Origin of the sequence: Phytobacter sp. MRY16-398, assembly GCF_003925915.1 — a bacterium.
Lineage (GTDB): Bacteria > Pseudomonadota > Gammaproteobacteria > Enterobacterales > Enterobacteriaceae > Phytobacter > Phytobacter diazotrophicus.
This window is the reverse complement of sequence record NZ_AP018756.1, coordinates 3,551,048-3,564,851: the sequence shown is the minus strand read 5'-3', so window position 1 is coordinate 3,564,851 and position 13,804 is coordinate 3,551,048. Positions and strand designations below refer to the sequence as shown.

Annotated in this window: 14 protein-coding genes; 13 read left to right on the top strand and 1 reads right to left on the bottom strand. The window is 53.2% G+C overall.

Annotation, left to right across the window (positions count from 1 at the left end):
• The first annotated feature begins 12 nt into the window (after positions 1-12).
• The 7 genes from MRY16398_RS17455 (at position 13) to MRY16398_RS17425 (ending at position 9,462) form a co-directional block, all read left to right on the top strand.
• Positions 13-1,251, top strand: a complete 1,239-nt coding sequence (locus tag MRY16398_RS17455) for a DotU family type VI secretion system protein (RefSeq protein ID WP_108701536.1) — start codon at positions 13-15, stop codon at positions 1,249-1,251.
• A 2-nt stretch (positions 1,252-1,253) separates the two neighbouring features.
• Positions 1,254-4,868 carry a type VI secretion system membrane subunit TssM gene (gene tssM / locus MRY16398_RS17450; RefSeq protein ID WP_125124905.1) on the top strand — a complete coding sequence of 1,205 codons (3,615 nt, stop codon included), beginning with the start codon at positions 1,254-1,256 and terminating at the stop codon, positions 4,866-4,868.
• A gap of 16 nt (positions 4,869-4,884) precedes the next feature.
• The gene (gene tagF, locus MRY16398_RS17445; RefSeq protein WP_039079489.1) at positions 4,885-5,592 is read left to right on the top strand and encodes a type VI secretion system-associated protein TagF; all 708 of its coding nucleotides are present in this window, start codon (positions 4,885-4,887) and stop codon (positions 5,590-5,592) included.
• 12 nt (positions 5,593-5,604) lie between these two features.
• Positions 5,605-6,615: a type VI secretion system protein TssA gene (tssA, locus tag MRY16398_RS17440; RefSeq protein WP_071195225.1), complete on the top strand. Its 1,011-nt coding sequence runs from the start codon at positions 5,605-5,607 to the stop codon at positions 6,613-6,615.
• 62 nt (positions 6,616-6,677) lie between these two features.
• Entirely contained in the window at positions 6,678-7,202 is a 525-nt protein-coding gene (gene tssB, locus MRY16398_RS17435) for a type VI secretion system contractile sheath small subunit (RefSeq protein ID WP_039079487.1), read from the top strand.
• 3 nt (positions 7,203-7,205) lie between these two features.
• Positions 7,206-8,705, top strand: a complete 1,500-nt coding sequence (tssC, locus tag MRY16398_RS17430) for a type VI secretion system contractile sheath large subunit (RefSeq protein ID WP_039079486.1) — start codon at positions 7,206-7,208, stop codon at positions 8,703-8,705.
• A gap of 94 nt (positions 8,706-8,799) precedes the next feature.
• On the top strand, positions 8,800-9,462 hold the full coding sequence (locus tag MRY16398_RS17425) for a hypothetical protein (RefSeq protein ID WP_052249280.1): 663 nt from the start codon (positions 8,800-8,802) through the stop codon (positions 9,460-9,462).
• A gap of 65 nt (positions 9,463-9,527) precedes the next feature.
• Here MRY16398_RS17425 and MRY16398_RS17420 read toward each other — a convergent pair whose 3' ends face one another.
• Positions 9,528-9,749, bottom strand: a complete 222-nt coding sequence (locus MRY16398_RS17420) for a hypothetical protein (protein WP_039079485.1) — start codon at positions 9,747-9,749, stop codon at positions 9,528-9,530.
• 292 nt (positions 9,750-10,041) lie between these two features.
• On the opposite strand from MRY16398_RS17420, the gene MRY16398_RS30665 reads away from it, so the two are divergent.
• The 6 genes from MRY16398_RS30665 to MRY16398_RS17395 all read left to right on the top strand — a co-directional run bounded on the left by MRY16398_RS30665 (position 10,042) and on the right by MRY16398_RS17395 (position 13,753).
• Complete coding sequence (locus tag MRY16398_RS30665) at positions 10,042-10,470, top strand: Rap1a/Tai family immunity protein (protein WP_172600671.1); 429 nt, start codon at positions 10,042-10,044, stop codon at positions 10,468-10,470.
• Positions 10,471-10,877: 407 nt separating this feature from the next.
• Positions 10,878-11,360 carry an Hcp family type VI secretion system effector gene (locus MRY16398_RS17410; protein WP_039079483.1) on the top strand — a complete coding sequence of 161 codons (483 nt, stop codon included), beginning with the start codon at positions 10,878-10,880 and terminating at the stop codon, positions 11,358-11,360.
• A 259-nt stretch (positions 11,361-11,619) separates the two neighbouring features.
• A complete protein-coding gene (locus MRY16398_RS17405) occupies positions 11,620-12,600 on the top strand; it encodes an IS5-like element ISKpn26 family transposase (RefSeq protein ID WP_000019441.1) in 981 nt (326 codons plus the stop codon).
• Positions 12,582-12,779, top strand: coding sequence for a hypothetical protein (locus MRY16398_RS31305; protein ID WP_350354092.1), 198 nt, complete (start codon positions 12,582-12,584; stop codon positions 12,777-12,779). Before MRY16398_RS17405 ends, MRY16398_RS31305 begins: the two co-directional genes overlap by 19 nt.
• Positions 12,694-13,059, top strand: a complete 366-nt coding sequence (locus MRY16398_RS17400) for a DUF5675 family protein (RefSeq protein WP_350354100.1) — start codon at positions 12,694-12,696, stop codon at positions 13,057-13,059. Before MRY16398_RS31305 ends, MRY16398_RS17400 begins: the two co-directional genes overlap by 86 nt.
• A gap of 13 nt (positions 13,060-13,072) precedes the next feature.
• A complete protein-coding gene (locus MRY16398_RS17395) occupies positions 13,073-13,753 on the top strand; it encodes a hypothetical protein (RefSeq protein WP_125124903.1) in 681 nt (226 codons plus the stop codon).
• Positions 13,754-13,804 lie beyond the last annotated feature (51 nt).

The following is a 13,804-nucleotide window of genomic DNA, read 5'->3' as shown; positions in this document are numbered from 1 at the left end:
CGAGCGCAAGATATGCAGGAACAACACGCTAACGGCCGTGATGCCGATGTTGCGGGCGCGGGGGGTAACAACCCTCTGGTGACCGCCGCTAACCCGCTGCTTAACGCGATACCGCAGATTCGCCACTCTGTTTCACACGACGACCAGGCCGGTCTGCGCCAGCAACTGATTGATGAAATTCGCCGTTTTGAAGTGCGCTGCCAGCAATCGGGTCTTGCGTATGAAGTGATTGTCGGGGCGCGTTATTGCCTGTGTACCGCGCTGGATGAAGCGGCGGCGCTGACCCCCTGGGGAAGCCGTGGCGTCTGGTCCGGCAGCGGCCTGCTGGTGACCTTTCACAACGAAACCTGGGGTGGCGAGAAATTTTTCCAGTTGCTGGCGCGCCTGTCGCAAAACCCGCGTGAGCATATCGTCCTGCTGGAGCTGATTAATTTTTGCCTGTTGCTGGGCTTCGAAGGTCGCTATCGGGTCATGGACAATGGGCGAACCCAGCTTGAAACCATCAAGCAGCGTTTGTGGCAGATGATTCGCGGCGTACGGGGAAATTATCCGCCGCCGTTGTCGCCGCATCCGGAAGATCAGCCGGTGCTGCGCAAACTCTGGCGCCCAATGATCCCGCTGTGGGCCTGTGTGGCGCTGGCCGGGTTTCTTGCCTGCCTGTTTTATATCGTTCTTAACTGGCGACTTGGCGATAACACGAACCCGGTACTGGCAAAAATTTACCAGACCACATTGCCAGAAGCGTCCATTGCCCAACCTGCGCCATCGTTGCCGCCTGTGCTTAACCTGCGCGGCTTCCTGAAACCGGAGATCGACGCCGGGCTAGTCGCGGTGCGCGATGAAACGGATCGCAGCGTTGTCACCCTAAAAGGCGACGGGCTGTTTGCGTCGGGGTCAACGGTGGCACGTGAAAACTACGCGCCGGTGATTGACCGCGTCGCGCAGGCCATGAACAACGTCAGCGGCAAAATTCTGGTGGTGGGCTACAGCGATAACGTGCCGATCCGCAGCGCACGCTTTGCTTCCAACTATGAACTGTCCCTCGAACGCGCGCGCTCTGTACAGTCGCTGTTGCAAAAACATTTAAGTCAGCCGGATCGCGTGAAAGCGGAAGGGCGGGGTGAAATGAACCCCATCGCGCCGAACAATACGGCGGAAAACCGCGCCCGCAACCGCCGCGTGGAGATAACGTTACTGGTTTCGCCGGGTAATACGGCAGCCGAACTGAACGGATTGCCACAAGGAAACTAAGGATGAATAGTCTGCTTTCAATTCTGACGAACCGCATATTGTGGGGTTTTCTTGGGATGACAGCGCTGGCAGCGGTGATATGGATGATAGGTCCGCTGCTCTCTGTCGTTGATTCACGCCCGCTGGAATCTGAACAAAACCGAATTATCACCATCGCGGTGATGTATTTCATCTGGGTGCAAAGCCACATTATTCCGCGTCTTTACAACGCGTGGCTAAACCGCAAACTGATGGACAACCTGAAAAGCGACAATGCGCCGAAAGAGACGGCGGATCACAAACGGTTGAACAGCGAAGAGCAAATCCTCGCTGACCGTTTTGAAGAAGCGTCTCAGGTGTTGAAAAAAGCGCATTTCAACCAGCCGGGTCAGCGTGGCGGGCAATGGACCCAGCGTTTCAGCACGCAGTACCTGTATCAGTTGCCCTGGTATGTCGTCATTGGTGCGCCGGGCGCCGGGAAAACCACCGCGCTGGTCAACTCCGGGCTGCAATTTCCGCTGGCCGACAAATTTGGTAAAACGGCGCTGCGTGGGATTGGCGGTACGCGCAACTGTGACTGGTGGTTTACCAATGAAGCGGTTCTGCTGGACACCGCCGGGCGTTACAGCACCCAGGAGAGCGAGCAGGCTCAGGATGCCAGCGAATGGCTGAAATTCCTCGGTCTGCTGCAAAAATACCGTCGCCGTCAGCCCATCAACGGGGTGATTGTCACCGTGAGCGTTGCCGACCTGCTCACCCAGTCAGGCGATGCCTCACGCGAACAGGCGCTTAATCTACGCAAACGCCTGACTGAACTGCATGAACAACTGGGCATCCGTTTTCCGGTCTATGTGCTGGTGACGAAAGCGGATCTCCTGAAAGGCTTTCGTGCCTATTTTGCCGGGTTCGATAAAGCCCAGCGTGACCAGATCTGGGGTTTTACCTTCCCCTGGCAGGAGGGCAAGCAGGCCGATTTTGACCTGATGGGGCGTTTTACCCAGGAGTACGCGTTACTGCAACAGCGCCTCGATGCGGCCTTACCGGATATTTTGCTGCACGAGAGCGATCCGAAAGCGAGAGCCGAAAGCTACCTGTTCCCTCAGGAATTTGCCGCGCTGCGTCCGCTACTGGCCGATTATCTGCAAACGCTGTTTGCCCGCTCGAACTTTGAAACCGAATTTTCACCGCGCGGTATCTATCTGGCGAGCGGTACCCAGGAAGGGTTGCCGTTTGACCGGGTGATGGGAGAACTGGGACGTTCACTCTCGCTTCCTCGTGGTAATATCGGTGACAGTTGGGATAGCGTCAGCAAAGAGGAGCCGGTACCCGGCGGTAAAGGACAAAGCTTCTTTATCAAAAACCTGCTGCAAAACGTTATTTTTCAGGAAGCCGGTATTGCCGGGCAGAATCGCTGGTGGGAAATGCGCAACCGGGCGGTCATGTGGGCCGGTTATGCCGCGCTGCTGGTTCTGCTGGTGGTGATTAGCGGTCTGTGGCTGACAAGTTACAGCAACAACAAAACCTATTTGCAGGAAGTCGAAGCCAAAGTGCCTGGTATCAGCCAGGAGATTAAAGCGCTGCGCGAGCGTCCGCAAGGCGATGTCTTTGCCTTACTGCCGCTGCTAAACAGCCTCGCGGCGCTGCCGCAAAGTGAGGACTTCGATGTTAACAGCCCGCCACTGACCCGCCGTATGGGGCTGTATCGTGGCTATGACGTCTCTGACGCATCGCAGGCGTTGTACCAAAAAGCGTTGCAGGAGCTGCTGTTACCGGATGTGGCGTCACGCATCACCACCTGGCTGCGAAATGATAACGGCAGCGATGTGGAATACAGCTACGAAGCGTTAAAAGCGTATCAGATGCTCTACCAGCCGAAACATTATGACGGCAAGTTCCTGCATCAGTGGGTCATGCTCAACCTGGAGCGTAATCTGCCGCAGAACATGACGCAGGCCCAGCTTCGTCGTCTGGAATGGCATTTGACCCAACTGCTGGAGCCGCAAATTCAGTCCTCGCCGTTTGCCAAAGATGAAGCACTGATTGCCAGGGAGCAGGCGTTAATCAACCAGCAACCGCTCGCGGCGCGCGTCTACGGACGCCTGAAACGTCTGCTCGCGGCGGATGAAAACCTCAAGCCGGTTTCGCTGGCCTCGCTGGGTGGCCCGCAAAGTGAGCTGGTGTTCTCGCGCAAGAGCGGTAAGTCGCTCAATGACGGTATCCCCGGTTTATATACCCCGGACGGTTACTGGCAGCATTTCGATAAGCAGATTGGCACTGTGACCAACGCGCTGCATACCGATGATGCCTGGGTACTTGGTTCCACCGTCAAACAAGAAGATCAGCAGCAGACGGATAACGCGGTACGCCAGCTTTACGCGCGGGATTTTATCAGCCAGTGGGACAGCTTCCTGAGTGATATCGCGCTCAACAACAGTGCCAATCTTTCACAGCGTATTAATACAGCACGGCTGCTCTCGGGCAACAGTTCGCCGCTGCGCCAGTTGGTGGTTAACTTAAGCCAGGTATTGACGCTGACCCGTGACACCCCGGAAGAGGGCGAAAAAAAGCCGGAGGAGGGCAACAGCACCAGCCGCACACTCAACGTGTTGTTTGGCAATCGTGATAACGCGAACGCTGCGCCCGCCGCCGCGACGGCGCAGACGCCGGAACAGCGGGTAACGGAACACTACGCGCCGATTATCGAACTGGCTCAGCCGCTGGAAAAAGGCGGCAAAACCATCGTGTTTGATGATTTTTTAAAGCAGGTTGATGAACTTTATCGCTATCTGACAGCGGTACAGGATGCGGCCAACAGCGGCATGCCTGCCCCCGGCGGTGAAGCCATCAGTCGCCTGCAGGCCAGCGCAGGGCGTCTGCCCGGCGGGTTGCAGTCCATGTTCAGCAATATGGCGGTGGGCGCCAGCAGCGATACGCAAAGCCGCGAGCTGGAAAATGTCCGCAAGCGCATCAGTGTCGAAGTGGGCGGTTTTTGCCGCCAGGCCATCGCCGGTCGTTACCCGCTGGTTCGTAACGCCAGCAGTGAAGTGACGCCAGACGATCTGGCGCGCATGTTTGCCCCTGGCACCGGCCTGATGGACAGTTTCTTTCGTGACAACCTGACCAGCAAAGTGGATACCACCCAGTCACCCTGGCGCTTTATGCCGGGCATTGATGGTAAGACCTTGCCAGGTAGCGAAGGATTACTGGCGCCGTTTCAACAGGCGCAATCTATTCGTGATGCGTTTTTTGCCGGGGGAAGCACGACGCCCTCTTATCGTGTGACGGTGCGTACCGTGAGCATGGACAACGCGATTTTGAACCTCACGCTGGATGTGGATGGGCAGATTCTCCGTTACAGCCACGGTCCACAGGCGGTGCAACTGGTGAACTGGCCAGGGCCGGGCGGAACCAACCAGGTACGGATGCAGCTTGGGCTGACGAACGGCACCACCTCGACGCTGGTGACCAATGGAGCATGGGCGCTGAACCGCTTTGTTGACAAGGCGCGTGTGACACCGGGCAGCAGCAGCCTGAGCCGCCAGGCAACCTACAACGTTGATGGACACCAGGTCACGCTTGAGTTCATCCCTGGCAGCATTCGCAACCCGTTTCAGCTTCCCCGTTTCGCATGCCCTTAACCGCAAGGAAAGTCGAATGACTACGACGAGTGCAATTAGCTGGTATGGAAAATTGCCCAGTGCCGGCGACTTCTTACAGCGACGTTTCCCGGACGCGCTCCAGCGTCAATGGTCCCACTGGTTTCAGGTGGGGCTACTGAACTGGCAAAAAGAGCAAGAGCGTGCGGCGGACAGGCAATTCGGCAATGCGCCGATATGGAATTTTGTCGTGCCGCCAATGTTAGGTGGTCAGCAGGTGCAGATGGGCTGTCTGTTACCCGGTCGCGACAGCGTCGGGCGGCAATATCCGCTGTGCGCACTGCTGGCGATAAATCCACTGGAGTGGTCTCCACGCCAACTGGCGCAGTCGGGGGACTGGTATGAGCAACTGGGGCGAACCCTGCTGCATGCGATCCGCAACAGTTACTCCGCAGAACAACTTGATCAGGCGCTGCTGTCGATTCCCACGCCGCAGCCCGTGGTAGAAGAAAACCGCTCGGAAATCCTCGATGTTATCGGTTACGAAGGCGACGCGGCGCCGACGTTGAGCTGGCGTCAAGCCGCAGAATGTTTTGACCCGCTGCGCCAGACCAGTTTCTGGTGGACCAACCGTAGCGATGGCTATCCGCTCTATACGCATGTGCACAGCGGCAATTTTACCGGGCAGCTTTTTACCATGCTGTTCGATCCGGCCGGCGGTGCACGACCGGGGCGCCATGGTCTTTATCCTCCGATGTTTGATTAAGCGAATCTGTGTATGACTCTTGAAACCTTACTTGAACCCATCAGCCCGACGCAGCCCTGTGGTGAAAACCTGGAGTATGACGCTGAGTTTCAGGCGCTGGAACAGGCAAGCCAGGGCAAAGCGGAACAGCAATTTGGTGACACCATTATTCCCGCAGAGCCGGCAGACTGGACGCGTGTTGAAAAGCTGGCCACCGCGCTGCTGTCACGCACTAAAGATCTGCGCGTCATGCTGGCGCTGACCCATGCCTGGACGCGTCGCCGTGGTCTGGAAGGGTATGCAGACGGGCTTTCACTTATTGGCCAGGCACTGGCCCTCTATTGGGATGATCTGTGGCCCGCGTTGACAGAAAACGGTGAAGAAGATCCGTTTTACCGTATTAACGCGTTGGCAGAACTCAGTGATAAATCCACACTCACCGCCACGCTGCGCCAGTCGATTTTACTGCGTAGCAATGGCGATGAGCTGACAGTCCGCGACGCTCAGGCGCTACTGGACGGCAGCAAAACAGAGTGCCCCAATTTTCCGGGCGGACGCGTACGGCTGGTTGACGAACTGGCCCGCGCCGGAAAAGAGGCCACCAGCGTCATGATGCAAATCGAAGGACGGTTGCTCACCATCCGTAGCTGGCTGGTGGAACGTCTTGGGGAGAGTGGTGCGCCGGAAATGGAACAACTCATTAAGACCGCAACCTTGATTAACCGCGCAGGTCGCGCAGGCGACGAGGCGCAGCCCGACGAGACAGCAACAACTTCTATTCCTCAGGCGTCGGCGACGACACCCGCCGCAGCGCCTGTCAATCATACGGACTGGCGGAGCGTGCAGCTTAACAGTCGCGCCGATGCGCAACTGATGCTGGAAAAAGTGAAGCTCTATTTTGCTCAGCATGAGCCAAGCCATCCCGCCCCGCTGATGATTGACCGCGTACAGCGGCTGATCGAACTGGATTTTATGGCGATCGTTCGCGATCTGGCGCCGGATGGCGTGCAGCAACTGGAAAACATATTTGGGCGTCACCCATAACCTTTGACGACAGGGTGAAACAATCCCGATAGCGTCACCGCGCATCTTCGATGGAGAACATCATGGCAACGAGTAACAGTGGACAAAAATTTATCGCGCGTAACCGCGCGCCACGCGTTCAGATTGAATACGACGTGGAAGTGTATGGCGCGGAGCGCAAAATTCAGCTTCCGTTTGTGATGGGGGTGATGGCCGACCTGGTGGGTAAACCGGTTGAGAATCTGCCTTCTGTTGACGAACGTAAGTTCCTTGATATCGATATCGACAACTTCGATGAACGCATGAAAGCGCTGAAACCGCGCGTGGCTTTCCAGGTGGACAACACGCTGACCGGAGAAGGCAAACTGAACGTCGATCTGACCTTCGACAGCATGGAAGATTTCCTGCCGGATGCGGTGGCACGCAAAGTCGAGCCGCTGAATTCACTGCTTGAAGCCCGTACTCAGCTCTCCAACCTGCTGACCTATATGGACGGTAAAAACGGCGCGGAAGAGCTGATTGCTAAAATCCTGAAAGATCCGACACTGTTGAAATCGCTGAGCCAGATGCCGGACAACCGTGATAGCACGTCAGGTAAAGAGGAGTAAATCATGAGCAATGTAACCCAACAGCAAGACTTGCCGCAGGGCGAAACATTCAGCCAGGACGAGTTTAGCGCGCTGCTCAGCAAAGAGTTTCGCCCGAAAACGGAACAGGCGCGTTCAGCGGTCGAGTCTGCGGTACAGACGCTGGCCCAGCAGGCGCTGGCTAACACCGTCACCTTCTCCTCGGACACTTATCGCACGATTCAGAATCTGATTGCCGGGATTGATGAAAAACTCTCTCAACAGGTCAATGAGATCATTCACCACGAAGAGTTTCAGAAACTGGAAAGCGCCTGGCGTGGGCTGAGCTATCTGGTCAACAACACTGAAACCGACGAAATGCTGAAAATCCGCTTTATGAGCATTTCGAAGCCGGAACTGGGCCGCGTTCTGAAACGCTACAAAGGTGTCGGCTGGGACCAGAGCCCTATCTTCAAAAAAATCTACGAAGAAGAGTACGGTCAGTTCGGTGGCGAACCCTTTGGCTGCCTGGTTGGCGACTACTATTTCGATCACAGTCCGCAGGATGTGGAACTGCTGGGCGAGATGGCGCGTATCGGCGCGGCGGCGCACTGTCCGTTTATTACCGGTACCGCACCAAGTGTGATGCAGATGGAATCCTGGCAGGAGCTGGCGAACCCGCGCGACCTGACCAAAATTTTCCAGAACACCGAGTACGCCGCCTGGCGTTCGCTGCGTGAATCGGAAGACTCCCGCTACCTGGGGCTGGTGATGCCGCGCTTCCTGTCACGCCTGCCGTACGGTATTCGCACTAATCCGGTTGATAGCTTCGACTTTGAAGAAGAGACCGATGGCGCTAACCACAGCAACTACTCGTGGGCGAACGCGGCGTATGCGATGGCGACGAACATCAACCGCTCCTTCAAAGAGTATGGCTGGTGTACCTCGATTCGCGGTGTCGAATCCGGTGGGGCGGTGGAAAACCTGCCATGCCACACCTTCCCGAGCGATGACGGCGGCGTGGACATGAAGTGCCCGACTGAAATCGCCATCAGTGACCGTCGTGAAGCCGAGCTGGCGAAAAATGGCTTTATGCCGCTGATTCACCGCAAAAACTCTGACTTTGCCGCCTTTATCGGTGCCCAGTCGCTGCAAAAACCGACGGAATACCATGACGCCGATGCGACCGCTAACGCGCGTCTGGCCTCCCGTTTGCCGTACCTCTTCGCCTGCTGCCGTTTTGCGCACTATCTCAAGTGCATTGTGCGCGACAAAATCGGCTCTTTCCGCGAGCGTGATGAAATGGAGCGCTGGCTGAACGACTGGGTGATGAACTATGTCGATGGCGACCCGGCAAACTCCTCTCAGGAGACCAAAGCGCGCAAACCGCTGGCCGCCGCCGAAGTGCAGGTGCAGGAGATTGAAGATAACCCCGGTTACTACACCGCGAAATTCTTCCTGCGTCCGCATTATCAACTGGAAGGGCTGACTGTCTCACTGCGTCTGGTATCAAAACTGCCGTCGCTGAAAACCAAAGAGGCATAAGAGCGGAGACGCCGCAGGCTGGCCGTGAACATGCCTGCGGCACCGTGCATCATACATACTGTTTAATCCATTGGTTAGCAAGGAGCACACCATTATGTCTGGTTCACCCGTTCAGATAGCGGAGGGGATGTTAAAGATTTTAAATCCCGAGAAGCAAAGCGCAGCGGATATCGTCTTGCAGGCGGCCATCGATAGCTTTGTCTCTTTACCACAGGATATGTGGACCCTGGCAAAGGACATGTTTGATACCGAGAACAGTGGCCTCAATGAGAGGGAGCGCATTCGCCTGGGCGAGCTAACGAAACGTGGGGTGACGTCCAAAGACTTCTGGCAACTTATCTATATTGTCATCAATCGCTATGTCCACGGCTTAAATCACGAGCAGTTGGAAAAAATAATGCTAAAAGTGGCTGGCTCTCAATTAGGTAAGTTGGCCTTTAAAACGGTTTTTGCCAGTGAACTGGCCTCCTGGTTCGGCACATACATCATCCCGCGCTTTTTACTTTCTGCAAAAATAACCGGTGTGCTGGGTGTCGGGGCAATGATTTCACGGTCCATTTATAGCTCAAGGGATCTGAAAGAGCTTAATGAATCTATTTACTATGCCTTGCGCGAGGCGGGCGATCTGGATTTGCTTTATTTTATGGTAGAGGACGTACTGGAACCGTGGATTGAGGCGATTAATTATCTCAGTACCAACAGAATGTTCACCGAGCAGATCATTGACCATTTTGTTGCCAGGGCGCCAAAGGCGTGAAGAATACAGCAAACGGTATTTTCATCCTTATGCCTCAGGCACCGCAGGAACAGGGTGGTTGGCCCTTAACGATGAGTGAGTTTATTCTTATAAATCCTGCGAACAAGAAAAAACAAACCGCAGACAACCAGGAGAAACAGCACTTTTCCTGTTAATGCGCCGGTGGAGTAGGGATTGAGCGATTCATATTTAAGAACCAACCAGAGCGATTGAATGATATCCACAAGGGTATACACTCCGGCAAGCAGTAAAATAAACATTGCAGTCAGCGCGAGGAATTTTTTCATTTTCAATCCTTAAATTTGAAAGGGCAGGGAGTGAAAGAATAATAGCATGTCATTCGATGTAGTAAAAACCAGTGTACAATATGAAAAGTGTTATTCGGACTCATGCGATGCTGTTGCCATAGAAGTACTTTTCAAAAACAATAATCATCATTAACGAAAAACAGACAGTATGGTTATTGATATGTTTTTTAAGAACGACGGTCATATTTCCCCTGGTTGCGCTGCGCTTACCGGGGCTACATAAGGAACAGGTTCGGTGAGGTTTGCCGCATCCGGGAACAGGGAGCTGGATATGAAAAAACGTTACATCGCACTTAGCCTGCTGTGTTGTTTCGCGACGGGACTGGCAAACGCTGAGACCTATGAATACCCGCGAGCAGAGCCGCTACCCCAGGATGACACCGCGAATTTTCTGCGAGATACCGGGTTATTGACAGGGTTTGACGTCAATATGAGCAGTGAGCGTTTTGCGCAAGCCTGGTTCTCGAAAACCAACGAACGGGAGCGGATCAAGGCTGAAATGTATTTTCTTGGCGTGATGGATGCGACGGAAGGAAAAACCTGGTGCAGTTATCAACGGCTACTTCCCTCCTCAGCCCATGAAAATCTCTCTTCCCGTTTTGCGAATTTAACACCGCAGGAGCGTCAAACCCGGGCATCAACCCTTATTATTGAATCACTGTCTGCTGTTTTTCCCTGTAAAAAAGAGCAGAAAAAATGAGCTTGTTTTATAAAATGTTAAAACAGCATCATTATTCTTTGGCGCGGCGTAAAGAATGCCCGCGTAGTGATATATGTAGTGATATATCTGGAACTGCCTATCACAATAATGTTATGTAAATTAAACTATTCCCAGGCTATCCGGAAAACGGGTTCCGGGAACACAATATAATCTATTTTTAGAATTATTTTATTAGACAATTCACAGCGTTAATCTTCGCGACCCTTGTTGTTCAGAGGGTGCAAAGCATATCCGTCAGGGTCATGATGGCGGATATGAGGGAGAGGTAAAATATGGACGGTTTTAGCTGGCCCCATATTTACCCATTAGTTCTATACCATCAGCGATGACTGGTATATACACGCTTTTTCGAAAGCAATAATCATCATTAACGAAGAGTAAATATTATGGCTATTGATATGTTTCTGAAGGTCGATGGCGTTACGGGTGAGTCGAAAGATTCTAACCACACCGGCTGGACTGATATTACTTCTTTTTCCTGGGGCGCTTCACAGCCAGGGAATATGAGCGTCGGCGGCGGCGGTGGTGCCGGTAAAGTTAATTTCAATGACCTGCATGTAAACGCATTAATTGACAAATCCACAACGGCAATCCTGAAACACTGCGCCAGCGGCAAGCACTTAACCAAAGTTGAGCTTTCTGTCTGCAAAGCGGGCGGTCAGCAGGTTGAATATGCGCGCATTACGCTGGAAGAAGTGTTAGTAACTTCCGTGCAGTACACCGGTGCGGATAATGGCGACACCGTTGGCGTAACTTACGCATTCCAGGCTGCAAAAGTGAAACAGCAGTACTGGGAGCAGTCTTCTTCTGGCGGTAAAGGCGCTGAAACCAGTGCCGGCTGGAATATCAAAGAAAACAAAGAAGCGTAAGGTCTTTTGCAGCGATCCCGAAAGGGATCGCTGAAAGCGTTAAGGGGAGTGTATGGCAAATTATCTCATCTCCATAAAGCGTCTCTGGCAAACTGACAGTTCAACGATCAGTACGTATGATATTTCCGGCAGTACGATAAGTGGTTATATTCTTGAACGCCCCGGACCTGATACGACGGAATCCGGGCTAAGGAAGGTGCGAACAAGTTCCTGATATGAGATCATCATATTCATCCGGAGCGCATCCCAGAGGGACATCATGAGCCATCAACTCACCTTCGCCGATAGTGAATTCAGCACTAAGCGCCGTCAGACCCGAAAAGAGATTTTCCTCTCCCGCATGGAGCAGATTCTGCCATGGCAGAATATGACCGCTGTCATCGAGCCGTTTTATCCCAAGGCGGGCAATGGCCGACGGCCCTATCCGCTGGAGACCATGCTGCGTATTCACTGCATGCAGCATTGGTACAACCTGAGCGACGGTGCCATGGAAGATGCCCTGTACGAAATCGCCTCCATGCGCCTGTTTGCCCGATTATCCCTGGATAGCGCCCTGCCGGATCGCACCACCATCATGAATTTCCGCCACCTGCTCGAGCAGCATCAACTGGCCCGTCAATTGTTCAAGACCATCAATCGCTGGCTGGCCGAAGCAGGCGTCATGATGACCCAAGGCACTTTGGTGGATGCCACCATCATTGAGGCACCCAGCTCTACCAAGAACAAAGAGCAGCAACGCGATCCGGAGATGCATCAGACCAAGAAAGGCAATCAGTGGCACTTTGGCATGAAGGCCCACATTGGTGTCGATGCCAAGAGTGGCCTGACCCACAGCCTAGTCACCACCGCGGCCAACGAGCATGACCTCAATCAGCTGGGTAATCTGCTTCATGGAGAGGAGCAATTTGTCTCAGCCGATGCCGGCTACCAAGGAGCGCCACAGCGCGAGGAGCTGGCCGAGGTGGATGTGGACTGGCTGATCGCCGAGCGTCCCGGCAAGGTAAAAACCTTGAAGCAGCATCCGCGCAAGAACAAAACGGCCATCAACATCGAATACATGAAAGCCAGCATCCGTGCCAAGGTGGAGCACCCGTTTCGCATCATCAAGCGGCAGTTCGGCTTCGTGAAAGCCAGATACAAGGGGCTGCTGAAAAACGATAACCAACTGGCGATGTTATTCACCCTGGCCAACCTGTTTCGGGTGGACCAAATGATACGTCAGTGGGAGAGATCTCAGTAAAAACCGGAAATAACGCCAGAAATGGTGGAAAAAATAGCCTAAATAGGCTGATTCGATGTGTTTGCGGGAAAAAAATCGGCCCAGATCCGCGAAATTTTAATCAGCGAGTCAGCTTGGGAAGAAATGACCTGCTTATTCGCACCTTCCCTAAGAAAAAGGATTCCGGAAGGATCTTATAGATTGCAGTGGCATAATAGTAATATTCCCACTGTGCAATCACATAATCCTGTTCCTTTGCTTTATAACTCATCCGTTCCAGTCTCACGTTATATCTTAATTCATAATGGGAATTACCCTGACAACACAGATGGCTGCCTGCTTATTGGCGCAACAAAAGGTGATAACTTTGTCGGCAACAGCGTAACGAAATTGAATGAGCTGAAAAATTTCCTGACGCAAGAAGGTATTGAGAATTTTACAGTAACGATTACATCATGTTATGTAAATTGCAGTAATTAGAAAGGGACGGGTCATGCTCAAGACATTTATTGTTATCAGCACGTTGTTTTTTGCTTCACTTTCCACAGCCGCAGAACAGACCCTGCACCAGGGTATTCTTCAGGTCTACTGGCTGCCCGTATGGAGCGACGATGGTCAGCGAAATACGCCAGAACTGAAATACCGTTATTTCGTCACTAAAGATGGCGACAATGTCGAGAAGGTCATCAACCTTAATGTTGACAAAAAAAACGCTGAACCTGAGCAACTCAAGCGTTACTTTACCCATCTTCCATCTGAGTTTTTGACCTGGAAAGAGGGGCACATTGAGCGTGCTGGTGCTATTACGGTCGATAAACTTACCGGATCGACAGAGTGCGATCATCGTTACTTTACTGGCGAGTTGAAGCATTTCACACCTGCGGATAAAAACGCTGTTGATACCAATATAATTGAAAAAAACGCGGGTTGTGAAGCCTTCCCCTGGATGATGACCTATACCCTAAAATCAGGGGTAGAGAATAAGCACTTCAAGCAACAACCCGATGACGGGGCGAAAGATTTACAGCCTGTCACTTCCGGAACGCCACTGGTAAAAATAAAAACAATCAACGCTAACTGGATTCAGGTTGCGGTACGTGATGAAAATAAACCCGGTCTGCTGGGCGAGGCGCGGGGATATATTAAACTTAATGATTTACAACCCATTAATTAAGCCACTGAGGCTTCACTGGCATTTTTATTTTCCAGCACCAGCGTTATCAGA

What these genes read in the sequence shown, in the direction of transcription:
- MRY16398_RS17425 (WP_052249280.1), top strand. Translation starts at nt 8,800, where the DNA reads ATGTCTGGTTCACCCGTTCAGATAGCGGAGGGGATGTTAAAGATTTTA.
- tssM (WP_125124905.1), top strand. Translation starts at nt 1,254, where the DNA reads ATGAATAGTCTGCTTTCAATTCTGACGAACCGCATATTGTGGGGTTTT.
- tssB (WP_039079487.1), top strand. Translation starts at nt 6,678, where the DNA reads ATGGCAACGAGTAACAGTGGACAAAAATTTATCGCGCGTAACCGCGCG.
- MRY16398_RS17455 (WP_108701536.1), top strand. Translation starts at nt 13, where the DNA reads ATGCAGGAACAACACGCTAACGGCCGTGATGCCGATGTTGCGGGCGCG.
- MRY16398_RS17420 (WP_039079485.1), bottom strand. Translation starts at nt 9,749, where the DNA reads ATGAAAAAATTCCTCGCGCTGACTGCAATGTTTATTTTACTGCTTGCC.
- tssC (WP_039079486.1), top strand. Translation starts at nt 7,206, where the DNA reads ATGAGCAATGTAACCCAACAGCAAGACTTGCCGCAGGGCGAAACATTC.
- tagF (WP_039079489.1), top strand. Translation starts at nt 4,885, where the DNA reads ATGACTACGACGAGTGCAATTAGCTGGTATGGAAAATTGCCCAGTGCC.
- MRY16398_RS17410 (WP_039079483.1), top strand. Translation starts at nt 10,878, where the DNA reads ATGGCTATTGATATGTTTCTGAAGGTCGATGGCGTTACGGGTGAGTCG.
- MRY16398_RS30665 (WP_172600671.1), top strand. Translation starts at nt 10,042, where the DNA reads ATGAAAAAACGTTACATCGCACTTAGCCTGCTGTGTTGTTTCGCGACG.
- MRY16398_RS17395 (WP_125124903.1), top strand. Translation starts at nt 13,073, where the DNA reads ATGCTCAAGACATTTATTGTTATCAGCACGTTGTTTTTTGCTTCACTT.
- MRY16398_RS17405 (WP_000019441.1), top strand. Translation starts at nt 11,620, where the DNA reads ATGAGCCATCAACTCACCTTCGCCGATAGTGAATTCAGCACTAAGCGC.
- tssA (WP_071195225.1), top strand. Translation starts at nt 5,605, where the DNA reads ATGACTCTTGAAACCTTACTTGAACCCATCAGCCCGACGCAGCCCTGT.